Raw genomic sequence first — 24215 nt, forward strand, 5'->3', positions numbered from 1 at the left:
GGCAAAACTAACAGCTTCCGGGCTGTTCGTGGGGCTGACCCCGGACACCGGGCAGCAGTCGATGCACAAGCGTTGCCCAAGAGGCCCACCGGTCTTGGCATGTGGGATGCGGGTTTACGCTCGTGGCGTGGAGGCACAGTATCCGGCTCACTGGGAGGCCGACGTCGTCCTGGCCGACGGGGGCACCGCGCACGTGCGCCCCATCAGGCCCGCCGACGCCGACCGTCTCCGTGCTTTCTACTCCCGTCTGTCGGCCGAGTCGATCTATTTCCGGTTCTTCGGCCCCCGGCCCCGGCTGTCCGACCGCGACGTCGAGCGCTTCACCAACGTCGACTACGACAACCGCGTGGCCCTCATCGCCACCATCGGCGCCGAGATGGTCGCGGTCATCCGCTACGACCGCACCGAGCCGGGCGAGGCCGAGGTCGCCTTCCTGGTCGAGGACGCCCACCAGGGCAGGGGCGTGGCCTCCGTCCTGCTGGAGCACCTGGCGGCCACGGCCCGCGAGCGCGGCATCGAGCGGTTCGTCGCCGACGTGCTGCCCGCCAACATGAAGATGATGGGCGTCCTGCGCCAGGCCGGCTACACCGCGCAGAGCCAGTTCGCCGACGGCGTCGTCCGCATGACTCTCGACCTGACCCCGACCGAGACCTCGGCCGAGGTGACGACCTCGCGCGAGCACCGGGCCGAGTCCCGGTCGATCGCGCGCCTGCTGGCCCCCGGCTCGGTCGCGGTCATCGGCGCCTCGCGCGAGCCCGGCGGCGTCGGCCAGACCGTCCTGCGCAACCTGCTGGCGGCCGACTTCACCGGCCCGGTCTACCCCGTCCACCGCCAGGTGCGGGCCGTCGCGGGCGTGCGGGCCTACCCGAGCGTGACCGAGATCGACGGCGAGGTCGACCTGGCGGTCGTGGCCGTGCCCGCCGAGGGCGTCCTCGACGTGGTCAAGGAGTGCGCCGAGAAGGGCGTCCACGGGCTGGTCGTGGTCTCCTCCGGGTTCGGCGAGACCGGCGCGTCCGGCCGCGCCCGGCAGGACGAGCTGGCCCGCATCGCCCGCTCCTACGGCCTGCGCGTGGTCGGCCCCAACTGCCTGGGCATCGCCAACACCGACCCGGCCGTCAAGCTCAACGCCACGCTGGCCGCCACCGTGCCGGGCCGCGGCCGGGTGGGCTTCTTCAGCCAGTCGGGCGCGCTCGGCACCGCGCTGCTCCAGCGCGTGGCCCAGCGCGGCATGGGCATCTCGTCGTTCGTCTCGGCCGGCAACCGCGCCGACGTCTCGGGCAACGACCTCCTGCAGTACTGGGAGGAGGACGCCGCAACCGAGGTGATCCTGCTCTACCTGGAGTCGCTGGGAAACCCGCGCAAGTTCACCCGGCTGGCCAGGCGCATCGCGCGCAACAAGCCGATCGTGGTGGTCAAGAGCGGCGGCACCCCGGCCGGCCACTCGGCCGAGGAGCTCGGGCTGCCCGACTCCGCGATCAGCTCCCTGTTCGCCCAGGCGGGCCTGATCAGGGTCGACGACCTCATCCAGCTCTTCGACGTGGGCCAGCTGCTGGCCTACCAGCCGCTGCCCGCCGGGCCCAGGGTCGCGCTCGTGACCAACTCCGACGCCCTCGGCCTGCTGGCCGCCGACTCCTGCCTGGCGGCCGGCCTCGAACCGCGCCCGCCGGTCAACCTGGGCGCCGCGGCCGGGCCGGCCGAGTTCGGCGCGGCGCTCGCCGGCGAGCTGGCCGCCGAGGAGGTCGACGCGGCCGTCGTGATCTACATGCCGCCGATCCCCGGCGAGTCGGACGAGGTGGCGGCCGAGCTGCTGCGCGTCTCGCAGGGGTCCGCCAAGCCGGTGCTGGCCACGTTCCGCGGGCATCTCGGCATGCATCCGTCGCTGCGCGTGCCCAGCGGCTCCGGCGGCACGCCCGCACGGGGCTCCATCCCGTCGTACGCGGCGCCGGAGGAGGCGGTCAGGGCCCTGGCCCACGTGGTGCGGTACGCCACCTGGCGGGCGCATCCGGCCGTGCCGCCGCCCGAGCTCGACGGCCTCGACACCGCCCGCGCCCGAGAGCTGGTGCTGGCCGCGCTGTCCGGCGCCCCGGCCCCGGCGGGGGAGGAGCCGGGCGGGTTCGCCGAGCCCGGCCCGCCGGTCGAGATCGACGCCACCGAGCTGCTGTCGTCCTACGGGCTGACCGTCTGGCCCGCCGAGGTCGTCCGCTCGCCGGAGGAGGCCGTCGGCGCCGCCGAACGGCTCGGCTGGCCCGTGGTGCTCAAGGTGGCCGACCCGGGCGCCTCGCGCCGCGCGGGCACCGTACGCCTGGGGCTCACCGGTCCCGAGATGGTGCGCCACGCCTACGCCGAGTTCGCCGACCAGCTCGGCGAGCGGGTCGAGCTGGCCGTGCAGCGCATGGCGCCGCAGCCGGCCGTGCCCACCGTCGTGGGGGTCGTCGAGGACCGCGCGTTCGGGCCGGTGGTCTCGTTCGGGCTCGGCGAGGTCACCGCCCGCCTGCTGCTCGACCAGGGCTTCCGGCTGGCCCCGCTGACCGGCGAGGACGCCGCCGCCCTGGTGCGCTCCGTACGCGCGGCCCCGCTGCTGTTCGGCCAGTACGGCTACCCGCCCGTCGCCGTCCCCGCCCTGGAGGAGCTGCTCGTACGCGTGGGCCGCCTGGCCAACGACCTGCCGCAGGTGGCCCGGCTCGACCTCGACCAGGTGCTGGTGGGGGAGTCGGAGGTGCTGATCCTGGGCGCCCGCGCCACCCTGCGCACCCCGGCCGGACCACGCCTGGACGGCGGCCCGAGACGGCTCTCCTGACCACGCCCACAATGTCGTTCATGTCTAGACAAAGACGTTGATAGAGCGTTATGTCTGGCGGGTGAGTGCACTGCGCGGCCCTGGCAGGATGGAGGCATGAGGGAAACCCGAGTCTCAGCCGCGGGCCTGCGTGAAGCGATCGAGCGCAGCGGCTACTACCCCGACCTCGTCACCGATGCGGTCGAATCCGCGCTGGGCAAGGAGGCCGTGACCGCGTTCGTGGTCCACCACGAGGCCACCTTCGATCCCGCGATGGAGGTCCGCAGGCACGTCACCGTCCTGGTGCTGTCGACGACGAGGCTGCTGGTCTGCCACACCGACGAACACCCGGCGGTCGAGGGCGTCTCGGCCTCCCACGCGTCCACGACCACCGAGGCGGTCCGCCTGAGCCGCGTGCAGTCGGTGGCCGTCACCCGCGTGGTGCCCGACCCGGCCTCCTACGTGCCCGGCGTCCCGCCCACGGAGGTCACCCTCACCATCGGCTGGGGCGCCATCTCCCACGTCGACCTGGAGCCCGCCACCTGCGGCGACGAGAACTGCGACGCCGACCACGGCTACACCGGCGCGATCACGGCCGACGACCTGTCGCTGCGGGTCAGCGAGGCGGCCGACGGCCCCGAGGCGGTCACCCACGTGCTGGCCTTCGCCAAGGCCCTGTCCGAGGCCACCGCCCGAGCCGCCGCCTGACCACGACGGCCCGCCGTTCGGAGCATCGCCCGGCCGCGCCCGGTCACCGTCAGGGCCGCCGCCTGACCACCCCCGGCCACTAGGATGTGGGGATGCTGCCGGACTACGGCTCCGGGTCGCTGGCGGACCTCCCCGGTTCGCTGCTGGCCGCCCTCGGCCTGACCGAGCCCAACCCGCTGGCCCTCGACCCCGCGGCGCGCGTCTGCCTGCTCCTGGTCGACGGCCTGGGGGCCGAGCTGCTCCGCGCCCACCCCGAGACCGCCCCCTTCCTGTCCGCCCTGCCCGCCCGCACCCTCACCGCCGGTTTCCCCGCCACCACCGTCACCAGCCTGTGCTCGCTCGGCACCGGCCTGACCCCCGGCGAGCACGGCATGGTCGGCCTGACGCTGGCCGTCCCCGGCACCGGCCACCTGTTCAACTGCCTGCGCTGGACCCTTCCCGGCGGCCTGACGATGGACCCCGAGGAGTGGCAGCCCGCTCCCACCGTCTACCAGCGCGCCGCCGCCCAGGGCGTCGACGCCGTCTACGTCGCCCCCGCCGAGTTCGAGGGCTCCGGCCTGACCAGGGCCGTCTACCGCGGCGTCCGCTACGTGGCCGCCGACGGCGTCGACGACATCGTCGCCCGCGTCGGCGAGGTGCTGCGCGCCGCGCCCCGCACCCACGTCACCGCCTACTACGGCAAGCTCGACGCCGTCGGCCACCTGGCCGGATGGGGTGGCGAGGAGTGGCTGAGCGAGCTCGCCGTGGTCGACGGCCTGGCCCGGCGGCTGGCCGAGACCCTGCCGCCCGGTACGGCCCTCTACGTCACCGCCGACCACGGCATGGTCAACGCCACCGAGAAGATCGACGCCGAGCGGGTGCCCGCGCTGACCGAGGGCGTGGCGCTGCTCGGCGGCGAGGCCCGGGCCAGGCACGTCTACGCCGAGCCCGGAGCCGCGGGGCACGTCCTGGAGGCGTGGCGCGCGACCCTCGGCGACCGCGCCTGGGTAGTGTCCAGGCAGGAGGCGGTCGAGTCCGGCTGGTTCGGGCCCCGGGTGCGCGAGGCGTGGCTGGGCCGCATCGGCGACGTCGTGGCCGTGCCGCGCGCCGGTCTGGCCGTCACCGCCCCCACCCGTCATCCGATCGAGGCGCTGTTCACCGGCTACCACGGCTCGCTGACCGCCGCCGAGCTCAACGTCCCGCTGCTGGAGGTATCCACCCGATGAGTGCGCTGATCACGCCCGCCGAGCTCGCCGCGCTGCCCGACGTGTCCGTGCTCGACGTGCGCTGGCGGCTCGGCGGCCCGCCCGGCGTGGAGCTCTACCGCGAGGGGCACCTCGCCGGCGCCGTCTTCTGCGACGTCGACGCCGACCTCGCCGCGCCCCCCGGCCCCGCCGGCCGCCACCCGCTGCCCGGCGCCGAGGAGTTCCAGCGGGCCATGCGCGCGCTGGGCGTGTCCGACGGTCGCCCGGTCGTGGTCTACGACGACGCCGGCTCCACGACCGCCGCCCGCGCCTGGTGGGCCCTGCGCTACTTCGGCCACCGGTCCGTACGCGTGCTCGACGGCGGCCTGGCGGCCTGGGCCGAGGCCGGCCTGCCGGTCACGAAGGACGAGCCCGACGTCGCGCCGGGCGACTTCACCGCCAGGCCCGGCGGCATGCCGACGCTGACCGCCGACGAAGCCGCCACGGTGGCCGCCGAGGGCGTGCTGCTCGACGCCCGCGCCGCCGAACGGTACCGGGGCGAGGTCGAGCCCGTCGATCCGGTGGCCGGGCACGTGCCCGGCGCGGTGAACGCGCCCACGACCGGCAACGTCGACCAGGGCGGCAGGTTCCTCGCCCCCGCCGTCCTGCGCGACCGCTTCGCCGGGCTGGGCGTGCGCGAGGGCGTCCCGGTGGGCGCCTACTGCGGGTCGGGGGTCACCGCCGCCCACGAGGTGCTGGCCCTGGAGCTGGCCGGCGTGTCCGCGGCGCTCTACGTCGGCTCCTGGTCGAACTGGGTCGCCGACCCGGCCCGCCCGGTGGCCACCGGCTGAGGCCGGAACGCGGTCAGCCGGCCGGGTGGAGCGGCCGGTCGCCCGCCCCGAAACAGACGAACCCCAGCAGGCCGGTCTTGGCCGACGCGCAGGCCAGAGCCGCGTCCGGCGCCTGCCCGGCGGCCAGCAGCTCGTGGAAGGCGCCCATCATGGCCATCGCCGCCTCGTCCCCGATGGGCACCATCCCCGCCACCACGCACGAGCTCCCGCGCGCCAGGAACGTGCCCGGCAGCCCCAGCGGCGCCCCCTCCGCCGGCGTACGGGCCATGCCCGAGTTGCACGCCGACAACACGACCAGCTCCGGCGCGCGGTGCAGGCCCAGCAGGTCGTAGGCCATGAGCTGCCCGTCGCCGAGGGTGATGCCGGACAGCAGCGGGCTGCGGGCGTGGAAGGCGCCGTGCGCGGCCAGATGGAGGACGTCGGCCTCGCCGAGCGCCGCCAGCACGTCGTCCCTGCGGCCGGGCACCGCCCGCGCGCCCGGATGGCAGGCCAGCACGCGGGCCACCTCCTCCTCCGCGTGCGCCAGCTCGGGCCCGGCCGCCGCCAGCACCACCGGCGCTCCCTCCCGCACGCGGGCCCGCCGCCGCGCGCCCACCCACGCCGCCGCGCTCGCCGCCACGCTCACGGGACGCTCACGCAGCCCCGGCAGCGCACCCCAGGGCAGGGTGTGCAGCGGCCCCACCGGCACCACCACCAGCGGCCGGTCACCCAGCTCGGCCACGAGCGGCCCCAGCAGCAGCCGCTCCAGCTCCGCGCCGGCGTCGGTCAGCTCGGTGAGCGCCTGGGCGGGACCGGCCACGTCGAGCCCCGCACCCCACTGACGCAGGGCGTGGCGCAGCCGCATGATCGCCTCACGCGCCTGCCGCACGTCGCCCAGCCGCCGCAGGATCAGCCGGTCGGCGGTGATCAGCACCACCAGCAGCGTCTCCTCGTCGGCCACGAACTCCACCAGCGCCGCGCCGTCGAGCGCCGCCCGGACCCGGTCGATCTCCACCAGGCCGCACGCGTGTTCCGGCGCCGCGACCGCGCGCCACCGCTCGGCCCATTCGAACACCTCGCCCGCGCACCCGTCGCGCACCGCCAGGCCCAGCCCGAAGGCGGCCAGCCGCTCCCCGGACCGGGCCGCGTGCGCCCGCAGCGCCGGATCCTCGAACGTCTCCACCTGCCCGCTCACCTCGGCCAGCCCGTCGCGGACCGCCCGCAGCGCCCCCGTGACGTCCTCCCGCAGCGCCGCCTCCAGAGCCAGGGCATGCTGGCGTACGGTCGCCGGGATCTGCGCGAGCTGCGTGGTCTGCGGCTCGGGGGCCAGCGAGGTCAGGCGGGTGCCGGCCGGCACCCAGCGCTCGGCGCGCTCGGCGTGCCGGGTGAGCCTGCGCAGCTGGGCCGAGGCCACCGGGTGGTCGTCGACGGAGAGCGCCGCCTCGGCCGCGCTCAGCCGCAGCGCCGCGGCGGCGGCCACGTGCGAGGAGACGTCCTCCAGCTCGTCGGCGCACCTGATCAGATCGGTGACCAGCTCGGACGTGACCGGCCCGAGCGCCAGCCGGGCGCGCAGGACGACCTCGCCGGCCAGCGGCAGCCACGACAGCCGCTCCTGCTCGGCCAGCTCGCGCGCCGCCTGCTCGGCCACCTGCCGCGCCCGGTGGGGGTCGCCGGTGAGCAGCTCGACCTGGGCCAGCTTCAGCCGCGCCTCGGCCAGCGCCACCTGCGCGCCGGACGACTCCAGATCGGGCACGGCCAGGCTCAGCATCGCCCTGGCCTCGCCGGGCAGGTGCGCCGCCAGCAGCGCGCCGGCGAAGTCGGCCCGCATCGTGGCCAGCCGCTCGGGGAAGCCGAACAGGGTGTCCTCGGCCTCCCGGTAGTGCTCGAACGCGCCCGCGATGTCCCCCCGCCGCACGGCGAGGAACGGCAGGTTGGCGGCCGACAGCCGGGCCAGGTGGCGCAGGCCGGCGTATTGGGCGATCTGCAGGCAGGCCGCGATGTCGCGCATGGCGGCGTCCCAGTCGCCGCGGTAGGCGTGGATCAGGCCGCGGTTGAGCAGGCCGCCGGCCAGGAACCGCCGGTCGTCGACCGTGCCGGGCGCGGCCACGAGGGCCCGCAGCGACCGGTCGCAGGCGGCGATGGCCTCCTGGTGGCGGCCCAGGTGGGCCAGGGCGACCGCGCGCTGCGTGTCGAGCTTGGCGCGGTCGAGCGGCGACAGGTAGGCCCAGGCCAGGGCGGCCACGCGCAGGGCCTGGAGCGGGTGCCCGCGCTCGGTGCGCACGGTGACCAGCGACAGCCGCGCCTGGGCCTGGCGCTCGGCCGGAGCGCCCGGGATGGCGATGGCCTGCCGCAGGCAGTGTTCGGCGGCCAGGAGATCGCCCAGCTCGCGGGCGGCCAGCGCCATGGCGCGCAGCGCGATCGCCTCGGCCTCGGGCGCCTCGGCGCGGCGGGCGGCGGCCAGGACGGTGCGGCCGGCGTAAAGGGCCTGCTCGGGATCGACGTGCGCGCGCAGCACGGCGGCCTCGGCCGCCTCGACGAGCGGACCGTGGTCGGCTGCTGATCCTGGTGGGGGAGAAGTGACGCTCATGGCGGGCTGACCGGCGGGGAGGAGGGGTGGGGGCGTACGGCGCGGGCGCGTGCCTGGGCGGCGGCGGCGTCACGGCCGGATGCGCACCCACCTGGTCTGGACGGGGGCGTGACCGGGACGGTGGTACACGACGCTCAGCCATCCGGGCGGCAGCCCGGTGGCGGCGAACCGGCCGTTCTGGGTGACCTGCCGGGTGAGCGTCAGGTGGGGGGTGCGCACGTCGATGACGGCGCCCTCCCCGGGATCGGGAAAGATCTGCCCGGCGACGTCGATCAGCCCGTCGCCCACGGTCACCTCCAGGTCGAAGGTGAGACCGTCGGTGACGAACCGCACCAGATGGGAGCCGTCGTCGCGGTCGGGCGCACCGGACCGCGCGGCGCGGCCCCCGCCGTGGTCGGCTGGGTTGGCGGTCACCGCCTGGGGAACGCGCAGCCCGTAGATGTCACGCGCGGCGGCCGACACGTGCCCGGGCATCGGATCCATGCCGGCGGCCAGCCGGAGCGCGGCCAGGAAGTACTCGTCGTTGATCATTGCGCTGTCTCCTGTAGTGAGAGCAGAGTGCGCAGTTTCTCCAGGCAGCGGGCCCTGGTCGGCCCCACGCTGCCCACGGGCAACCCGAGCCGCATCGCCATCTGCTGGTTTCCGAGATCGGTCGCGACCAGCTGCAGCAGAGTGCGGCAGGGTTCCTGCAGGGCGGAGACCGACTTCCACAGCAGACGCCTGCCGTCGGCCTCCAGCACGGCGGACGCGGGGTCGGGCTCCTCGACGGCCCCGAAGGTGGGCCTGCCCTCCGGATCGGCGACCAGCAGGCCCGACGGCTCCTTCCGCAGCAGCAGGAGCGCCTCACGGCGGGTGGTGGTCATCAGCCAGCCGCCCACCCGCGAGGGGTCGCGGATGTCGTGCATGTGCTGGAGCAGCCGCAGCCAGGCGCCCTGGACCGCGTCGGCGGCGTCGGCCTCGCCCAGCCCGCACGAACGGGCCAGCGCCCACATGCGCGGGCCGAACCGGGACTCCATCTCGTCCCAGGCGGATCGGTCGCCGTCGGCCGCGTCGCGGAGCAGCTCCGCCGGATCGCGCAAGTCGCTCATGCGGCCTCCTTTCGTCCCGAACGGGGAGGTCATCCTGCCTCCGCGTGATTGGTCGAGGACTGAGCGTAAACTCTACAGACTCGTGGGTACGAGAACTCCCAGATCGGGAATTTGCCGGGACTGCCGGGGGTCGAGCAGTCGTTCGACGGCTTCCTTGGCCGGTTCGCGCCGGGCGGCGTCGGCCACGGCCCCCGACACCAGTGCGGTGGCGAACGACGTGCCGCTCCAGGCCGCGTAGCCGGCGAACTCGCCCGTGTCCAGGAAACTGCTGGTCAGCCAGTCGCCGCGGGCGCAGGCGTCGACCCAGGTGCCGTACCCGGAGAAGGGCGCGCGGCGCTCCTGGGCGGCGTCGAGGGCCGCCACGCCCACCGCGCACGGCAGGGCGGCGGGCCAGAACGGCCGGTCGGAGGCGGTGTTGCCGGCGCAGGCCACCGTCACCGTGTCCTTCAGCGCGCCGATGGCGTCGGACAGCAGGGGCGGCGGCCGGTCGTCGAAGGAGTGGCAGCCGAAGGAGAGGTTGAGCACCTGGGGCGGGTCCTCGCGCATGCGGTGGAGGGTGCGCACCACGGTCGCCTCGTCGCCCAGGCCGTCGCCGTCGAGCACCCGGCGGACCCGCAGCCTGGCGCCCGGCGCCCGGCGGGTCAGCAGGCCGGCCACGAACGTGCCGTGCCCGGCCTGCGCCCCCTGGGCCGCGTCGGCGCTCTCCGGGCCGAGCCTGGCGTACCAGTCGCTGCCCGACCACCACGGGTGCTTGGCCACGCCGGTGTCGAGCAGGGCCACGACCACCTCCGAACGCGACCTGGCCGGCCGGAAGGAGACCGGCGGCGTGGGGAACGGCCGGGACGCCGGCCCGCCGAAGAACAGCGGCTGTCCGGTGAGCACGTGGTTGGGTGAGGCCCGGAAGCCCCGGTCGCGCAGCTCGGCGGTGATCTCGCACGGGTCCACCCCGGCCGACAGGTGCAGGACGGTGACCCCGTCGGCCTCGGAGACCGCCTGCGTCCAGCGGGCGGCGGCCGACACCGCGCCCCGGTCGACCAGCACCTGACCTGGCCGGATGAACGCCTCGCCGACAGATTGCATGTCCATGAGCCGGTATGTTTCCCCGCCCGCCACAACTGTCACGTGACACGCCCGCACCAACTTGGTATGGCCCCCCTCTGGTGTCCGATGGCGACCGACGGTAGTCTTCCCCTAGTCACTTGTGATCATCCCGGGGCGAGGCCGTTGGGGAAGGCGCACCTCGTACCGAAACGGGAGGTCCGGTGTCTGCTCGTGGCGTCCTTTACGTCCACTCGGCTCAGCCCGCGCTGTGCCCTCACATCGAATGGGCAGTCGCGGGTGTCCTCGGCGTGCCCGTTGATCTGACGTGGACACCGCAACCAGCCGCGCCGAACGTCGTGCGCGCGCAGGCGGAGTGGGAGGGCCGCGCCGGCATCGCGGCGGCCATCGCCTCTTCCCTCATGGGCTGGCAGCGCCTGAGATTCGAGATCACCGAGGATCCCTCGCCCGGCGTCGACGGCTCCAGACACGCCTACACGCCGACGCTCGGCGCCTTCACCGCGGTCATCGGCGCGGCCGGCGACATCATGATCCCCGAAGACCGCCTGCGTGCCGCCATGATGATGGCCGCCCAGGGCCGGTGCGTGCTGGAGGACGAGCTCGACAAGCTGCTCGGCCGGCCGTGGGACGAGGAGCTGGAGCCGTTCAGGTACGCCGGCGACGGCGCTCCCGTCCGCTGGCTGCACGCCGCCGTCTGACCTGACCCACCTCCCGCCGAGCGCCTGCCGGGGGCGGCCCGCGGCAGGCACGTCATGCCCTGAGCCGCCCGGCTTCTCGAACAACGGAAAGGCCCCGCACCGGGTCTCGGTGCGGGGCCTTTCGCGGAACCGACCTCTACAGCGGGATGTTGCCGTGTGCGCCCCTGGCCGGGGTGGCCTGGGCGAGCACCTTGGCGATGGCGCCGCGCGTCTCCGCGGGCTTGATCACCTCGTCGATGACGCCCAGCTCCTGGGCCCGTGCCAGGCCGCCGGCGAGCTTCTCGTGCTCCTCGGCGAGCCGCTGCTCCAGCGCGGGCCGCTCGTCCTCGGGCGCCGCGGCGAGCTCGCGCCGCTTGAGCACGCGCACCGCCGCCACGGCCCCCATGACCGCCACCTGGGTGGTCGGCCAGGCGAACACCTTGGTGGCGCCCAGCGCCCGCGAGTTCATCGCGATGTACGCCCCGCCGTACGCCTTGCGGGTGACCAGCGTGACCCGGGGCACCGACGCCTCGGCGAAGGCGTGCAGCAGCTTGGCGCCGCGCCGGACCACGCCGTCGTGCTCCTGGCCGACGCCCGGCAGGTAACCGGGCACGTCCACGAGGACAACCAATGGCACTCCGAAGGCGTCACACATACGTACGAAGCGAGCGGCTTTCTCGGCGGACGTGGCGTCGAGGCAGCCGCCCAGCCGCAGCGGGTTGTTGGCGACGACGCCGACCGTCCGGCCGCCGAGGCGGCCCAGCGACGTGACGACGTTGGGCGCCCATTTGGCGTGCAGTTCGACGCCGGCCTCGTCGAGCAGGCCGTTGACCAGCGGCTTGACGTCGTACGCCCGGCGCGCGGACTCCGGCAGCAGCGAGGAGAAGTCGACCTCCTCGACCGCGCCGGGCCGCACCCGGCCCTGGTGGCCGAGCAGCGTGGCGAGCCGGCGCGCCTGGAGGTAGGCGTCGGCCTCGGTCTTGGTGACGACGTGCACGACGCCGCTGCGCCTGCTGTGCGGCTCGGGGCCGCCCAGCGCCTCGCTGTCGACGCTCTCGCCGGTGACGCTGCGCACGACGTCGGGGCCGGTCACGAAGATGCGGCCGGTGTCGGCCAGGATCACCAGGTCGGTGAGCGCCGGGCCGTAGGCGGCGCCGCCGGCCGCCGGGCCGACGACCACCGAGATCTGCGGCACGACGCCCGACGCCTTGGTCATGGCCGCGAACACCCGGCCGACGGCGTGCAGCGACTCGACGCCTTCGGCGAGCCGGGCGCCGCCGGAGTGCCAGATGCCGATGACCGGCACCCGCTCGCGGACGGCCACGTCGTAGGCGTGCACGATGTGCTCGCAGCCCTCGCTGCCCATCGCGCCGCCCTGGAAGCGCGCGTCGCTGCAGAAGGCCGCGACGGGCACGCCCTCGATCCTGCCCATGGCGGCCAGGACGCCGCTGTTGTCCTGCGGGGTGATGAGCCGCAGCGAGCCCTCGTCGAGCAGCGCTGCCAGGCGGACGACTGGATCGCGGGGGTCGGCGGGCTCCTGGCCGGAGCCCTCACCCACCACCCGGCTGTCCAGTACGGTCATCAAGCCCCCTTGAAGACGACGGTCACGTTGTGCCCGCCGAACCCGAAGGAGTTGTTGACCGCGGCGATGTCGCCCTGCGGCAGCGAGCGGTTGGCGCCGTGGACGATGTCGACCTCGATGCCGTCGTCGAGGTTGTCGAGGTTGATGGTGGCCGGGACGATCCGCTCCTGCAGCGCCTTGATCGTGAAGACGGACTCGATGCCGCCGGCGCCGCCGAGCAGGTGACCGGTCATGGACTTGGTCGAGGTGACCAGCGGGTGGGTGCCGATGGCCTTGGCCACGGCCTGCACCTCGCCGACGTCGCCCGCCGGGGTGGAGGTGGCGTGCGCGTTGACGTGCTTGACGTCGAGGCCGGTGATCTCGGCGTCGGTCAGCGCCTGCGTCATCGCCATGATGATGCCGCGGCCCTCGGGCTCGGGCTGGGTGATGTGGTGGGCGTCGGCCGAGTAGCCCACGCCGGAGGCGTAGGCGTAGATGCGCGCGCCGCGCGCCTTGGCGTGCTCCTCCGACTCCAGCACCACGATGCCGGCGCCCTCGCCGAGCACGAACCCGTCACGGTCGCGGTCCCACGGCCGGGAGGCGCCCTGCGGGTCGTCGTTGCGGGTGGACATCGCCCGCGCGGCGGCGAATGCGGCGATGTTGAGGCCGTGGATGGCGGCCTCGGTGCCGCCGGCGACCACCACGTCGGCGCGGCCGAGCCGGATCATGTCCATGGCGTAGCCGATCGCCTCGGCGCCGGAGGCACAGGCGGAGACGGTGGCGTGCACGCCCGCCTGGGCGCCCAGGTCGATGCCGATCCAGGCGGCCGGGCCGTTGGGCATGAGCATCGGCACGGTGAAGGGCGACAGCCGGTTCCAGCCGCGCTCCTTCCACGTGTCGTACGCGGTCAGGGTGGTGGTGATGCCGCCGATGCCGCTGGAGACCACGACGCCCAGCCGCTCGGGAGCCACCTCGGGGGCGCCGGCGTCCTGCCAGGCCTCCCTGGCGGCGACCATGGCGAACTGCTCGCTGCGGTCGAGACGGCGGGCCTCGGGGCGGGGCAGCACCTCGGTGGGGTCGACCGCCGCCGTCCCCGCGAACCGCACGGGGACGGAGTCGATCCACTCCGTGGTGAGGGTCTCCACACCCGACTGACCGGCGAGGAGCGCCGTCCAGGTCGAGGTGACGTCTCCACCGACGGGCGTCGTCGCGCCGAGCCCGGTGACGACGACACGTACCCGGTTCGCACTCACGTTTTCGCGCTCCTTACTGGTCAGAACTGTTGGGCGTCAGGCCTGGATGAAGTTGAGGACGTCCTTGACCGTCTTCAGGTTCTTCAGCTGGTCGTCGGGGATCTCGACGCCGAACTCGTCCTGAGCGGCCACGGCGATCTCGACCATGGACAGGGAGTCGATGTCGAGGTCGTCGACGAAGCTCTTCTCGGGGGTCACCTCGCCGGCCGGAATGCCGGTGATCTCGTTGATGATCTTGCCGAGGCCCGCGAGGATCTCCTGCTCGGTGGCAGCCATGTCGCTATTTCTCCTTCATTTCTGGTTTCTGTACGGCGTCCGCCGTACGAGCTGAGGTACGGCGGACGCCGTACCGGATCCTACGGAATCTCGATCACTTGGCCCGCATAGGTCAGACCGGCGCCGAAGCCGAGGATGAGCGCGAGGTCGCCTGAGCGGACCTCGCCGCGCTCCAGCATCCGCGAGAGCGCGAGCGGGATGGAGGCCGCCGACGTGTTGCCCGCGGTGACGATGTCGCGGCCGATGACGGCCTTGTCGGCACCGAGCTTGCGCGCGATGGCCTCGATGATGCGCAGGTTGGCCTGGTGGGGGACGAACGCCGCCAGCTCCGAGGGGTCGACCCCGGCGCGGGCGCACGCCTCCAGGGCCACCGGGTGCAGCGCGGTGGCCCAGCGGAAGACCGTCTGGCCCTCCTGGGAGAGGAACTTCGTGCGGTCGGCGATGGAGATGGCCTCGGACTTGTCGCCGGCGCTGCCCCAGACAACCGGGCCGATGCCGGGCGTGTCGGTCGGGCCGACCACGGCGGCGCCGGCGCCGTCGGCGAAGATCACGGCCGTGGACCGGTCGGTCCAGTCGACCCACTGCGACAGCTTCTCCGAGCCGATGACCAGCACGTTCCTGGCGGCGCCGCCGCGGACCGCAGCGCTGGCGGTGGCCAGCGCGTAGCAGAAGCCGGCGCAGGCGGCGTTGACGTCGAAGGCGCCCGGGGACTGGATGCCCAGCCGGTGGGCCACGAGTGCCGCGGCGTTGGGGATCTGGGTCTCCAGCGTGCAGGTGGCCACGATCACCAGGTCGATCTCGTCGGGGGTCAGGCCGCTGGCGGCCAGCGCCTTGCCGCCGGCCTGGACCGCCATGTCCTCGACGGACTCGGTGGCCGAGGCGACCCGGCGCTCCTTGATCCCGACGCGGGACTGGATCCACTCGTCGTTGGTGTCCATGGTCTTGGCCAGGTCGTCGTTGGTGACGACGTTGTCCGGCTGGTAATGGCCGAGGGCCAGAATCCGGGCGCCGGGGGCGATGTCGGGGATCCTCACTTGATCAGCTCCCTGGCCGCGTCGAGGTCGTCGGGTGTCTTCAGCGCCACGGTCTCGACGCCGCGCAGGCCGCGCTTGGCGAGCCCCGTCAGCGTGCCGCCGGGCAGCAGCTCGATCATCTTGGTCACGCCCAGCTCGGCCATCGTCGCCATGCACAGGTCCCAGCGGACGGGGCTGCTGATCTGCGAGATGAGCCGCTGGACGAACTCGGCGCCGGTGGCGGCGGGCCGGCCGTCGGCGTTGGACAGCAGCGTGACCTGCGGGTCGCCGGGCACGACGTTCCAGGCCGCCTCGCGCAGGGCGTCGACGGCGGGGGCCATGTGACCGGTGTGGAACGCGCCGGCCACCTTGAGCGGGATGAGCCTGGCGCGGGCGGGCGCGTCGTCCTTGAAGGCGGCGAGCTGCTCCAGCGTGCCGCCCGCCACGATCTGGCCCGCGCCGTTGATGTTGGCCGGGGTCAGCCCGTGGCGCTCGATCGCGGCCAGCACGTCGGCCTCCACGCCGCCGAGCACGGCGGTCATGCCGGTCTCGGTGACGGCGGCGGCCTTGGCCATGGCCTGGGCGCGCTCGCGGACCAGGCCCAGCGCCTGTTCGGAGGTGAGCACCCCGGCCAGCGCGGCCGCGGCGAACTCGCCCACGCTGTGGCCGGCCAGCAGGTCGGGGGAGGCCCCCAGCGCCTCGGCGGCGGCCAGCGCGGCGGCCACGAGCAGCGGCTGGGCCACGGCGGTGTCGCGGATCTCGTCGGCGTCGGCGGTGGTGCCGTAGGCGACCAGGTCGATCCCGGCGACCTCCGACCACGCACCGAGTCTGTCGGCCAGACCGGGCAACTCGAGCCAGGGGGTCAGGAAGCCTGGGGTTTGGGCGCCTTGGCCCGGAGCGACGAGTACAAGCACAAAAACCACCATGCCCTGTAGAACTTCGACACGCGGATGGAGATCCGTACGAACTTTGTCCCGGGTGTTTTGTAGGAACCCTACAGTGAAGATTTCGGGAATGTTACGTTAGGGCCCGCCATGCCGCGGCGCCTTCGGAAAGCCGGCCCAGGATGAGACCGACCTGCAGCGTGAAGGCCGACCTGCCCTCGGTGGGCTGGTAGCCCGTGAGTTCGGTGATCTTCTTCAGACGGTAGCGGACCGTGTTCGGGTGCACGAACAGCAGCCGGGCCGTCGCCTCCAGGGAGGTGCCCTGTTCGAGGTAGGTGGCCAGCGTATCGAGCAGGGGTGTGCCGGCCAACGGCAGGTAGACGTTCTCGATGAGCTGCTCCCTGGCGTCGGCGTCGCCGTCGAGGGCGCGTTCGGCCAGCAGGTCCTCGGCGTGCACCGGCCTGGGGGCGTCCGGCCAGCCCGCGGACGCCTTCAGCCCGGCCAGCGCGGCCCGCGCCGACCGCGCGGCGGCGTGCAGGTCGGGGACCTCGGGACCGATGACGATCGGGCCCACGCCGAAGCGCGCCACGACCTGCCGGGCCGCGTCGTGGACGCTGTCGGCGCCGCCCACGATCACGATCAGCCGGTCGGCCTGCACGCCGGCCAGCAGGTCCATGCCGATGCGGCGGCCCTTGTCGCGCAGGCCGTCGATGACCGCGCGCGGGTCGTCGTCGGGGGCGTGCCCGGCGATCACGACGACGGGGGAGGAGGTCCAGCCGAGCGCGGCGGCCCAGGAGTGGAGGCCGTCGTCGACCTCGCCGCGCACCAGCGCGTCGACGATCAGCGCCTCCAGCCTGGCGTCCCAGGAGCCGCGGGCCTCGGCCTCGCGGGCGTAGACGTGCGCGGCGGCGAAGGCCACGTCGCGGGTGTAGCGGAGCATGGCCTGCTGGAGCTGGTCCTCGCCGCCCGGCGCGGCCAGCTCGTCGGTCTGGGCCTCGACCACCTCGACCACGACCCTGACGATGTCGACCGTCTGCTGGAGCGAGATCGAGCGCTTGAGCTCGCGCGGGGCCGTGCCGAAGAACTCGATGCTGGGCGTCGGCCGGTTCTCGCCGGCGTGCTGGAACCACTCCACGAACGCGGCGATGCCGGCCTGGGCCACCAGGCCCACCCACGAGCGGTCCTCGGCGCTGAGCGCGCGGAACCAGGGGAGCTGGTCGTCCATGCGGGCCATCGCCGCCGTGCCGAGCGCGCCCATGGCGCGCTCGAGCCTTCGCGTGGTGTCCTCCCGGGTCCGGTCTGTCACGCCTCCTAGAGTGCCAGGTCGGTTCCGATGACCGGAACGGTGGTGTTTCAGATGACCGCAACCGCCGTGATCAGGCCGATCGCCACGTGGGTGACCGCCAGCAGGCGCGCGCCGGGCTGCAGCTCCGGCTCCTTCACCAGCTCGCGTACGGAGATCCCGACGACCTTGTCGAACACCAGCATCGCCACCGTCTGCACCACGATGCCGACCAGCCCGAACACGGCCGTGCCCGCGAGCCCCTCGGCCAGCCGGCCGCCGGAGGACCAGATGGACGCGGCCACGATGAGCCCGATCGCCGCCAGCGCGGACGTGGTGAGCAGCGTGGCGTTGGCGTTGCGCTCGGTGCGGATGATCTCGCTCAGCTTGCCGGGCGTGGCCCAGTCGATCACGTAGAAGCCGACGATCAGGAGGATCACGCCGACGGCGGCGTACGCGGCGATCGCGCCGGCGCCGCGGGCCAGGACTTCGAGAAGGGTCACGTCATTTCCAATCACGGGGGTGCTTCAGATCGCGATGCGATGAGGGACGAAGGAGGAGGTGTCGTCGGTGATCAGGCCGGTGGTCTCCCTGATGCCGAGCCCGGCGGCCTCGTCGGCGACCATCCAGGCCCCGAGCACCGGCCGCTGGCCCTCGAAGGCGGGCAGGGCCTCGAACCCCTGGAAGACGTAGCCTTCCCGGCCGTAACGGCCCGGGGTCTCCTGGGTGCCCTCGGGGGTGACGATGCGCATCGAGGCGCCCTCCCTGCCCAGCAGCGGCTTGGCGATGTAGGAGGTCAGCTCGCGCGGCCCGTCGAGGTAGGCGGGCAGCAGGTTGGGATGGCCGGGGTAGAGCTCCCACAACACGGCGAGCAGCGCCTTGTTCGACAGCAGCGCCTTCCACAGCGGCTCGATCCAGGTGGAGTGGCGCACCGCGTGCCGGCCGAAGTCGTCGGCGAGCATCCACTCCCAGGGGTAGAGCTTGAACGCCGAGCGGATCATCTCGTCCCCGGCGTCGACGAAACGGCGGTTGAGCTCGTCCCAGCCGATGTCCTCCATGGCGACGGCGACCGTCCGCCGGCCCGCCTGCTCGGCGGTCTCCTGCAGGTAGGCGACCGTCATGGCCTCCTCGCCCGTCTCGTCGGCGTTGGTGAAGGCGAAGTGCGTGGGGCCGGGCGGCAGCGGCAGCTCGCGCCAGCGCTCGATGAGCCGCTCGTGCAGGGAGTTCCACTGGTCGTCGCCGGGGTGGGCGTCCTGCAGCCAGAACCACTGGATCACCGACGACTCCACCAGCGACGTCGGCGTGTCGGCGTTGTACTCCAGCAGCCGGGCCGGGCCGGTGCCGTCGTAGCGCAGGTCGAAGCGGCCGTAGAGGTGGGGGTCGCGGCGCTCCCAGGAGCGGGCCACGGCGTCCCTGGCCCATTCGGGGACGGCGAAGTCGGCGTAGCGGCCGGTGGAGACGACGTGCTCGACGGCCCGCAGGCACATGCCGTGCAGCTCCTCGACCTGCTCCTCCAGCGACTCCACCTCCTCCAGGGACAGGACGTAGTGCACCGACTCGTCCCAGTAGGGCCTGCTCAGGCCCTCGGGGTGGGCCGCCCGGTGGTAGGCCAGGCCCTGACTCTCGATCGTCTTCTCCCAGCCGGGCCGGGCGATGCCATGCTCGCGGCGCACGTCAGCTCCCGCCGCCCCAGCTGTTGCCGAAGCCGCCGCGCTGGATCGACTTGCCGTTGCGGCTGGAGATGTTCACGTCGGACGGCCGGTACGTGGTGCCGCCCTGCATGCGGTTGCCGACCCGGTGGCCGCCGTAGTACCACATGTAGGCGCCGCGCGAACCGGCGTAGTAGTGGGACCCGCCGCCGCTGCCGCTGCCGCCGTCGTCGTCGCAGTAGTCGTCGTCGACGACCTCGTACGTGCCGTCCTCCAGCTGCACTACGCAGTCGGCGGTGACGTCGTCGTCGTCCTGGGTCGCGGCGCAGTAGCCCACCAGCATCACCGACAGGACCCCGAGAATGGTCAGTGGTACGGCCTTGGACGATTTGCGCGGGGGTGGGGGGCCGGCTTGCGCGGCGGGTGTGCCATCTAGCTCCTGCTTTCCTGGGCGAATCAGCCTATCGGTGCGCTTCGCCCCCGTTCAATGCCGGTGGTCGTCGGCTCGGGTATGAATGACTCATGGAACCGGTCCAGGCCCTGCGCGAGATCGCCTTTCTGCTCGAACGCGCAGGTGAGCCCACCTATCGGGTCCGCGCGTTCCGCCGCGCGGCCGCGGTCGTGGACGACCTGCCGGAGGGCGAGCTCGCGCGGCTGGCCGGAGCCGGCGGGCTGGGCGACCTCCCCGGCATCGGCAAGGTCACCGCCCTCGTGATCAACGAAGCGCTCGACGGTCAGGTTCCGACGTATTTGCGTAGGTTGCGGGCCACCGAGGGCGTCGAGCTCGACGCCGAGACCGCGGCCCTGCGCGAGGCGCTGAAGGGCGACCTGCACAGCCACTCCGACTGGTCCGACGGCGGCTCGCCGATCGAGGAGATGGCCGAGGCCGCCAGAGGGCTCGGGCACGAGTACTGGGCGCTGACCGACCACTCGCCGCGCCTGACCGTGGCCAAGGGATTGTCGGCCGAGCGGCTGGAGCGGCAGCTCGACGTGGTGGCCGGGCTCAACGAACGGCTGGCGCCCTTCCGGATCCTGACCGGCATCGAGGTCGACGTCCACCTCGACGGCTCGCTCGACCAGGACCCGGCCCTGCTCGCCCGGCTCGACGTGGTGGTGGCCAGCGTCCACTCGAAGCTGCGCATGGACCGCGAGGAGATGACCCGCCGCATGGTCACCGCCGTCGCGAACCCCCTGGTCGACGTCCTGGGCCACTGCACGGGGCGGGTCGTGCGGGCGGGCGGGGAGCGCGGGGTCAAGAGGCCGGAGTCGGAGTTCGACGCCGAGCTGGTCTTCGAGGCGTGCCGGCGGTTCGGGGTGGCCGTGGAGATCAACTCCAGGCCCGACCGGCTCGACCCGCCCAAGCGGCTCATGCGGCTGGCGTACGAGACGGGGTGCGTGTTCTCGATCGACTCCGACGCGCACGCGCCCGGGCAGCTCGACTGGCTGCGCTTCGGCTGCGAGCGGGCGGCCCGCTGCGGGATCGAGGCCGCGCGGATCGTCAACTCCTGGCCCCTGGACCGGCTGCTGGAGTGGACGGCGGGGTGAGCCCTGGGTGGCGGCGGAGCCAGGTCGTTGTCGCGGGGGCCGCGCGGGGCCGGTGATTGTCGGTGGCGGCGCGTAGCGTTCCGGCTGTGAACCGTACCGACCGGCTCTATGCGCTCGTCGAGGACCTGCGCGCCATCGCGCCACGCTGCCGCTCCGCCCGCGAGCTCGCCGAGCGGTTCGAGGTCAGCGTGCGCACCATCGAGCGCGACATCACCGCGTTGCAGGGGTCCGGGGTGCCGATCTACGCCGAGCCCGGTCGCAGGGGCGGCTACGCCCTCGACAAGAAGATGTCGCTGCCTCCGCTCAACTTCACCCCGGCCGAGGCGGTGGCCATCGCGGTGGCGCTCAGCCAGGCCGGCGACCAGCCGTTCGGCCGCCAGGCCCGCAGCGCGTTACGCAAGGTGGTCTCGGCCATGCCGGGGCCCGAGGGCGACCTGGCCAGGGAGCTGGCGCGGCGGGTGCAGCTCGTCAGCGAGCCGCCCGAGCCCGGCTCCCCGAGCCGGCCGCTCGGCGCCGAGGGCATCTCCAGGGCCATCGAGGAGGCGCTGCTGCGGCGGCGCGTGCTCAGGCTCGACTACGCCGACGCCAAGGGCGCGCTCACCTCGCGCGACGTCGAGCCGGGGGTGTTCCTGGGCGGGCGCGGCGGTTTCTGGTACCTCGTGGCGTGGTGCCGGCTGCGGGAGGACGTCCGGGTCTTCCGGCTCGACCGCATCGCCGCGGCCGTCGTCACCGTCGAGCGCTGCCCGGAGCGGCCGCTCGAAGGGTTCGCCCCCGACGTGCCGGAGATGGTCGTCCGCGGAACCATGCTCGATTAATCATGCGAAAACACCGACATAGGGTTGTCGCCATAGCGATACATCGTTGTCTTGTTCGAAAGACGAGGAGACGATGATGGACAACACGGTGACCTGGTTCGAGATCGCCACCGACGACCCCGAAGGCGCCGAACGTTTCTACGGCGAGCTGTTCGGCTGGTCGTTCAGCCGCGACGACGACGGCCCGGTCGACTACCGCATGATCGGCTACCCGGGCGGCGAGCGGCCCGGCGGCGGGCTGTTCAACACCAAGGGCGACTTCCCCGCCCACGCGGTGTTCCACGTGCAGGTCGCCGACGTCGAGGCCGCGTGCGCCAAGAGTGAGTCGCTCGGCGGCAAGGTCGAGATGAAGGTGATCGACGACGGCGCCGGTACCGACTTCGCCTATCTGCGTGACGTCTCGGGGAGCCTGTTCGGAGTCTTCCACCGCAGGTGAGCCCTCCGGCGGCCGACACCGCCGGAGCTCGCGGGACGTTGCCGCGATCGCGCCCCCGGGGAAGCACCTTCCCCGCCGAACCGGGGCCGCGCGACGGGGGCCGTCCCGCCTGGGAGCGGTTCACCCGCCCTGGACACGCCGCCGATCGCCGAGCGGCGGCGCGTCCAGGGCCCCTTCCCCCGGCAGGGGGTTCGCATCAGAAGGCGGCGGCCGCCAGCCAGCGGGTCAGCAGGTCGTGGTCGCCGAAGACGGCCGGCGAGCGCGGGGGCCGCCGACCGTAGAGCAGCAGGAGCAGTTCGCTCGCCGGGCCGCGCACGGCGACGTCGCCCTTGGTGTGGCCGCGTTCGCAGCTGACCGCCCCGTCGGCGCCCTGCGTGATGGTCCACTCGCCGTCGAGATCGCTCGCGTGGAGGTGGATCGTGGCCCCTTCCGCGCCGAGCCCGGCCAGCGACCTGGTCACCCAGGACGCGTACGGCAGGTTGTGCAGGAACTCCTCGATGCCGTCCACGGCGGTCGCCGCCGGGATCTCCGGGTCGAGGCCGAGTGCGAGCTCGGCGTCGACCCGGTGGATCACCAGCTCGAAGAGCATCCTGGGCGCCCACCATCGGGCCCGCAGGTCCGGGCCCCACGTCCACACCGCGAGGTCCGGGTCGGTGGTGCGCAGCACGTCCAGGAGGTCGGCGGCGCCCTCCATGAGCCAGGCGGCGTCGCCGTTCGCGCCCTCGGCCAGGCCGCTGGGCACCTGCCGCGACCAGACGCGCTCCTGGACCTGGTTGCGCAGCACGTAGGTGGCCCAGCGATGGGTCCGGCCGACGTGCGTGACGAGGTCGCCGAACGTCCATCCCGGGCACGTCGGCACCGGGACGGACAGGTCGGTCGTCAGCGCCGCCAGCCGCGCGGCCTCGCCCTCGATCCGGGCGACGAAGGTGTCGTTGTCGGTCACCCGTCACACACTAGGCCGCCGGGCAGGTCGCGCCCTTGGCGGGCAGCTTGCCCTCCACCAGGTACGCGTCCACCAGCCCCTGCACGCACTTGCTGCCCGACAGGTACGCCCCGTGCCCCTCGCCCTCGTACGTGACCAGCCGCGCGGTCCTGAGCTGGGCCGTCAGCCGCGGCGCCCACTGGTACGGCGTGGCGGGGTCGCCCTTGCCGCCCACGACCAGGATCGGCGCAGACCCGGTGGCGTTGACGTGCCGCGCCTGGTTGCTGCCCTTGGCCGGCCACACCCGGCACAACCCGCCCGAGCCCTCGCTGCCGAACAGCGGCGAGATCCGCAGCGCCGCCGCCTCGGTGCGCCGCAGCTCGGCCTCGCTGGGCCGCTCGGCGGTGTCCACGCAGGTGATGGCCGGGAAGCTGGTCATCTGCGTGGAGTAGGTGCCGTCCTCCGAGCGTCCGGTGTAGGAGTCGGCCAGGTACATCAGCGCCTCGCCGTGGCCCTTCAGCGCCTCGCCGAGCGCCTTCTCCAGGAACGGCCAGGTCAGCTCGGAGTACAGGGCGGCGGCCACGCCGGTGGAGGCCAGGCCCTGGGTCAGCTTCCGGCCGTCCACCTGCAGCGGCTTGGTGGTGAGCCGGTTCATCAGGTTCTCGACGTTGGCGTTCGCGGCGGTCACGTCCTTGCCGACCTCGCAGCCGCCCTTGACACAGCTGCGCAGGAAGCTCTCGTACGCCTGCTGGAAGCCGCGGGTCTGGGTCAGCGTGCGCTGCTCGAAGGTGACCGTCGGGTCGAGCGGCGCGTCGAGCAGCATGCGGCCCACGTTCTTCGGGAACTGGGTGGCGTAGACGGCGCCGAGCTGGGTGCCGTACGACATGCCGACGTAGTTGAGCTTGGGGTCGCCGACGGCGGCGCGGATGCGGTCCATGTCACGGGCGGCGTTCACGGTGCCGACGTAGGGGAGGACCTTGCCGGAGTGCTGCTGGCAGAGCTGGGCGAACTCCTTGTTGGCGTCCAGGCTCTCCTGGTGGGTCTGCGCGTTGGTGGGCAGCGTGTCCAGGGAGACGAACCGGTCCATCTGCGCGCTGTCGCCGCAGCGTACGCCCGCGCTGCGCTCGACGCCGCGCGGGTCGAAGCTGACCAGGTCGTAGTGGGCGCGCAGCGAGGTGAGCGCCTTGGCGGCCTGGTCGAGGGTGTCCACGCCGGAGGCGCCGGGCCCGCCGAAGTTGAACACCATCGAGCCGAGCCGCTTCTTCGGATCGGTGGCCGCCAGCTTGATGAGCGCCAGCTCCAGCTTGTCGCCGTCGGGGCGGGAGTAGTCGAGGGGCACCGCCAGCTTCCCGCAGCGCACCGAGGCGTCCTGCTGGGCCGGTGGCTCGCCGTCCGGGCGCTTGATGTCGGTGCACGGCCCCCACGCGATCTGGTCGGTGTCGGCGGCGGGCCCGTCGGTGGCGGGCTCCGCGGGTGCACTCGCGCAGCCCGCGGCCGTCACGAGCAGGGCGGCGGCTAGGACGCGTCGCATACGTACATTCCCCTTCGTGTCTTCGGGGGAAGTAGTGCCCACGATACGGGACCTCGCGTCGAACCTGGGTGAGGCGGCCCTGGGTGAGGCGGCACGTACCCCTCCTGGACGTGCCGCCTCATCCGTCGAACGGAGCGGAGGCCCGGACATGACGGCGCTC

General features: G+C 73.4%; 23 protein-coding genes. 8 read left to right on the plus strand and 15 right to left on the minus strand.

Going from position 1 to position 24215, the window contains the following annotated elements; genetic code table 11:
• Nucleotides 1-127: 127 nt before the first annotated feature.
• From ACNF49_RS17745 to ACNF49_RS17760, 4 genes are all read left to right on the plus strand, one after another.
• Complete coding sequence (locus ACNF49_RS17745) at nt 128-2797, plus strand: bifunctional acetate--CoA ligase family protein/GNAT family N-acetyltransferase (protein WP_482944377.1); 2670 nt, start codon at nt 128-130, stop codon at nt 2795-2797.
• A 96-nt stretch (nt 2798-2893) separates the two neighbouring features.
• Nucleotides 2894-3484: a DUF5998 family protein gene (locus ACNF49_RS17750; protein ID WP_352323634.1), complete on the plus strand. Its 591-nt coding sequence runs from the start codon at nt 2894-2896 to the stop codon at nt 3482-3484.
• A 92-nt stretch (nt 3485-3576) separates the two neighbouring features.
• Nucleotides 3577-4689, plus strand: coding sequence for an alkaline phosphatase family protein (locus ACNF49_RS17755; RefSeq protein WP_357965620.1), 1113 nt, complete (start codon nt 3577-3579; stop codon nt 4687-4689).
• Nucleotides 4686-5498, plus strand: a complete 813-nt coding sequence (locus tag ACNF49_RS17760) for a sulfurtransferase (RefSeq protein ID WP_482944378.1) — start codon at nt 4686-4688, stop codon at nt 5496-5498. Before ACNF49_RS17755 ends, ACNF49_RS17760 begins: the two co-directional genes overlap by 4 nt.
• Nucleotides 5499-5511: 13 nt before the next feature.
• On the opposite strand, the gene ACNF49_RS17765 is transcribed toward ACNF49_RS17760, so the two are convergent.
• The 4 genes from ACNF49_RS17765 to ACNF49_RS17780 form a co-directional block, all read right to left on the minus strand.
• Nucleotides 5512-8064 carry a CHAT domain-containing protein gene (locus ACNF49_RS17765; protein ID WP_482944379.1) on the minus strand — a complete coding sequence of 851 codons (2553 nt, stop codon included), beginning with the start codon at nt 8062-8064 and terminating at the stop codon, nt 5512-5514.
• A gap of 69 nt (nt 8065-8133) precedes the next feature.
• On the minus strand, nt 8134-8595 hold the full coding sequence (locus ACNF49_RS17770; protein ID WP_357965611.1) for a hypothetical protein: 462 nt from the start codon (nt 8593-8595) through the stop codon (nt 8134-8136).
• Nucleotides 8592-9152, minus strand: a complete 561-nt coding sequence (locus ACNF49_RS17775) for an RNA polymerase sigma factor (protein WP_352357697.1) — start codon at nt 9150-9152, stop codon at nt 8592-8594. Before ACNF49_RS17775 ends, ACNF49_RS17770 begins: the two co-directional genes overlap by 4 nt.
• A gap of 72 nt (nt 9153-9224) precedes the next feature.
• Nucleotides 9225-10238 carry a S8 family peptidase gene (locus ACNF49_RS17780; protein ID WP_357965608.1) on the minus strand — a complete coding sequence of 338 codons (1014 nt, stop codon included), beginning with the start codon at nt 10236-10238 and terminating at the stop codon, nt 9225-9227.
• A gap of 176 nt (nt 10239-10414) precedes the next feature.
• Here ACNF49_RS17780 and ACNF49_RS17785 point away from each other — a divergent pair, with 176 nt between their 5' ends.
• Nucleotides 10415-10909 carry a DUF3145 domain-containing protein gene (locus tag ACNF49_RS17785; protein WP_352323642.1) on the plus strand — a complete coding sequence of 165 codons (495 nt, stop codon included), beginning with the start codon at nt 10415-10417 and terminating at the stop codon, nt 10907-10909.
• Between the two features lie 136 nt (nt 10910-11045).
• Here ACNF49_RS17785 and ACNF49_RS17790 read toward each other — a convergent pair whose 3' ends face one another.
• The 9 genes from ACNF49_RS17790 to ACNF49_RS17830 form a co-directional block, all read right to left on the minus strand.
• Nucleotides 11046-12470, minus strand: a complete 1425-nt coding sequence (locus ACNF49_RS17790) for an acyl-CoA carboxylase subunit beta (RefSeq protein ID WP_482944380.1) — start codon at nt 12468-12470, stop codon at nt 11046-11048.
• Nucleotides 12470-13702 carry a beta-ketoacyl-ACP synthase II gene (gene fabF / locus ACNF49_RS17795; protein WP_357965603.1) on the minus strand — a complete coding sequence of 411 codons (1233 nt, stop codon included), beginning with the start codon at nt 13700-13702 and terminating at the stop codon, nt 12470-12472. The genes ACNF49_RS17790 and fabF overlap by 1 nt, the downstream gene beginning before the upstream one ends.
• A 36-nt stretch (nt 13703-13738) precedes the next feature.
• Nucleotides 13739-13978, minus strand: coding sequence for an acyl carrier protein (locus tag ACNF49_RS17800; RefSeq protein WP_125639869.1), 240 nt, complete (start codon nt 13976-13978; stop codon nt 13739-13741).
• Nucleotides 13979-14058: 80 nt separating this feature from the next.
• A complete protein-coding gene (locus ACNF49_RS17805) occupies nt 14059-15012 on the minus strand; it encodes a beta-ketoacyl-ACP synthase III (RefSeq protein WP_357965600.1) in 954 nt (317 codons plus the stop codon).
• Nucleotides 15009-15905, minus strand: coding sequence for an ACP S-malonyltransferase (locus tag ACNF49_RS17810; RefSeq protein ID WP_357965598.1), 897 nt, complete (start codon nt 15903-15905; stop codon nt 15009-15011). Before ACNF49_RS17810 ends, ACNF49_RS17805 begins: the two co-directional genes overlap by 4 nt.
• Before the next feature lie 103 nt (nt 15906-16008).
• Nucleotides 16009-17133, minus strand: a complete 1125-nt coding sequence (locus tag ACNF49_RS17815) for a PucR family transcriptional regulator (protein WP_357965870.1) — start codon at nt 17131-17133, stop codon at nt 16009-16011.
• A 95-nt stretch (nt 17134-17228) separates the two neighbouring features.
• Complete coding sequence (locus ACNF49_RS17820; RefSeq protein WP_357965596.1) at nt 17229-17660, minus strand: DUF350 domain-containing protein; 432 nt, start codon at nt 17658-17660, stop codon at nt 17229-17231.
• 24 nt (nt 17661-17684) lie between these two features.
• Complete coding sequence (locus ACNF49_RS17825; protein ID WP_482944381.1) at nt 17685-18830, minus strand: glutathionylspermidine synthase family protein; 1146 nt, start codon at nt 18828-18830, stop codon at nt 17685-17687.
• 1 nt (nt 18831) lies between these two features.
• A complete protein-coding gene (locus tag ACNF49_RS17830) occupies nt 18832-19149 on the minus strand; it encodes a hypothetical protein (RefSeq protein WP_482944382.1) in 318 nt (105 codons plus the stop codon).
• Between the two features lie 179 nt (nt 19150-19328).
• Here ACNF49_RS17830 and ACNF49_RS17835 point away from each other — a divergent pair, with 179 nt between their 5' ends.
• The 3 genes from ACNF49_RS17835 to ACNF49_RS17845 all read left to right on the plus strand — a co-directional run bounded on the left by ACNF49_RS17835 (nt 19329) and on the right by ACNF49_RS17845 (nt 21602).
• A complete protein-coding gene (locus tag ACNF49_RS17835; RefSeq protein ID WP_482944383.1) occupies nt 19329-20351 on the plus strand; it encodes a PHP domain-containing protein in 1023 nt (340 codons plus the stop codon).
• 86 nt (nt 20352-20437) lie between these two features.
• Nucleotides 20438-21166 carry a helix-turn-helix transcriptional regulator gene (locus ACNF49_RS17840; protein ID WP_352357678.1) on the plus strand — a complete coding sequence of 243 codons (729 nt, stop codon included), beginning with the start codon at nt 20438-20440 and terminating at the stop codon, nt 21164-21166.
• A gap of 76 nt (nt 21167-21242) precedes the next feature.
• Nucleotides 21243-21602 (plus strand): VOC family protein, encoded by a 360-nt coding sequence (locus tag ACNF49_RS17845; RefSeq protein WP_498702608.1) that lies wholly within the window; start codon nt 21243-21245, stop codon nt 21600-21602.
• A 196-nt stretch (nt 21603-21798) separates the two neighbouring features.
• On the opposite strand, the gene ACNF49_RS17850 is transcribed toward ACNF49_RS17845, so the two are convergent.
• Nucleotides 21799-22545, minus strand: coding sequence for a maleylpyruvate isomerase family mycothiol-dependent enzyme (locus ACNF49_RS17850; RefSeq protein WP_482944384.1), 747 nt, complete (start codon nt 22543-22545; stop codon nt 21799-21801).
• Between the two features lie 10 nt (nt 22546-22555).
• Nucleotides 22556-24055, minus strand: coding sequence for an alpha/beta hydrolase (locus tag ACNF49_RS17855; RefSeq protein WP_482944385.1), 1500 nt, complete (start codon nt 24053-24055; stop codon nt 22556-22558).
• Nucleotides 24056-24215 lie beyond the last annotated feature (160 nt).

This window comes from Actinomadura sp. ATCC 39365 (assembly GCF_054392275.1).

What these genes read in the sequence shown, in the direction of transcription:
- ACNF49_RS17775 (WP_352357697.1), bottom strand. Translation starts at nt 9,152, where the DNA reads ATGAGCGACTTGCGCGATCCGGCGGAGCTGCTCCGCGACGCGGCCGAC.
- ACNF49_RS17750 (WP_352323634.1), top strand. Translation starts at nt 2,894, where the DNA reads ATGAGGGAAACCCGAGTCTCAGCCGCGGGCCTGCGTGAAGCGATCGAG.
- ACNF49_RS17830 (WP_482944382.1), bottom strand. Translation starts at nt 19,149, where the DNA reads ATGCTGGTGGGCTACTGCGCCGCGACCCAGGACGACGACGACGTCACC.
- ACNF49_RS17765 (WP_482944379.1), bottom strand. Translation starts at nt 8,064, where the DNA reads ATGAGCGTCACTTCTCCCCCACCAGGATCAGCAGCCGACCACGGTCCG.
- ACNF49_RS17770 (WP_357965611.1), bottom strand. Translation starts at nt 8,595, where the DNA reads ATGATCAACGACGAGTACTTCCTGGCCGCGCTCCGGCTGGCCGCCGGC.
- ACNF49_RS17760 (WP_482944378.1), top strand. Translation starts at nt 4,686, where the DNA reads ATGAGTGCGCTGATCACGCCCGCCGAGCTCGCCGCGCTGCCCGACGTG.
- ACNF49_RS17780 (WP_357965608.1), bottom strand. Translation starts at nt 10,238, where the DNA reads ATGGACATGCAATCTGTCGGCGAGGCGTTCATCCGGCCAGGTCAGGTG.
- ACNF49_RS17755 (WP_357965620.1), top strand. Translation starts at nt 3,577, where the DNA reads ATGCTGCCGGACTACGGCTCCGGGTCGCTGGCGGACCTCCCCGGTTCG.
- ACNF49_RS17835 (WP_482944383.1), top strand. Translation starts at nt 19,329, where the DNA reads ATGGAACCGGTCCAGGCCCTGCGCGAGATCGCCTTTCTGCTCGAACGC.
- ACNF49_RS17845 (WP_498702608.1), top strand. Translation starts at nt 21,243, where the DNA reads ATGGACAACACGGTGACCTGGTTCGAGATCGCCACCGACGACCCCGAA.
- ACNF49_RS17790 (WP_482944380.1), bottom strand. Translation starts at nt 12,470, where the DNA reads ATGACCGTACTGGACAGCCGGGTGGTGGGTGAGGGCTCCGGCCAGGAG.
- ACNF49_RS17855 (WP_482944385.1), bottom strand. Translation starts at nt 24,055, where the DNA reads ATGCGACGCGTCCTAGCCGCCGCCCTGCTCGTGACGGCCGCGGGCTGC.
- ACNF49_RS17815 (WP_357965870.1), bottom strand. Translation starts at nt 17,133, where the DNA reads ATGGGCGCGCTCGGCACGGCGGCGATGGCCCGCATGGACGACCAGCTC.
- ACNF49_RS17800 (WP_125639869.1), bottom strand. Translation starts at nt 13,978, where the DNA reads ATGGCTGCCACCGAGCAGGAGATCCTCGCGGGCCTCGGCAAGATCATC.